Here is a 504-nt window from a genome sequence, read left to right as displayed (position 1 = left end):
ACATTGGCGTCACCCTCGACGAAGTGGGAAGCTTCGGCAAGTACCTTGGCGGCTCGCCGTCCAACGTTGCCGTTGCCGCGGCACGCCACGGACGCTCGACGGCGGTGATCACCCGAACCGGCGAGGACCCCTTCGGCGAATACCTCCACCGGGAACTGGCCAAGTTCGGCGTGGACGACCGCTTCGTCAGCGGCGTCGAAGGCCTGCAGACCCCGGCCACCTTCTGCGCAATCCTGCCGGAAGAGCAGAAATTCCCCCTCTATTTCTACGGACGTTTCCCCACGGCGCCGGACCTCCAGATCGCAGCGGATGAACTGGACCTGGACGCCATCCGGGACGCCCGGATCTTCTGGTCCACCGTAACGGGCCTCTGCCAGGAACCCAGCCGCTCGGCCCATATCGCGGCCCATGACGCCCGCCCGCGCTCCGCCCTCAAGGAAGGGCAGCACACCATCCTGGACCTCGATTACCGTCCGATGTTCTGGAACAGCGTCGAGGAGGCCC

General features: G+C 66.1%; 1 protein-coding gene. It reads left to right on the top strand.

Annotated features, from left to right (window positions below; translation table 11 throughout):
* Positions 1-2 precede the first annotated feature (2 nt).
* Positions 3-504, top strand: a 502-nt coding sequence (locus BIU82_RS16995) for a PfkB family carbohydrate kinase (protein WP_253182830.1), incomplete at its 3' end; no start/stop codon positions are given.

The organism is Arthrobacter sp. SW1 (assembly GCF_001766675.1).
Lineage (GTDB): Bacteria > Actinomycetota > Actinomycetes > Actinomycetales > Micrococcaceae > Arthrobacter.
Note: the sequence above shows the minus strand (reverse complement) of the source record. Positions and strands in the feature narration are given on the sequence as shown.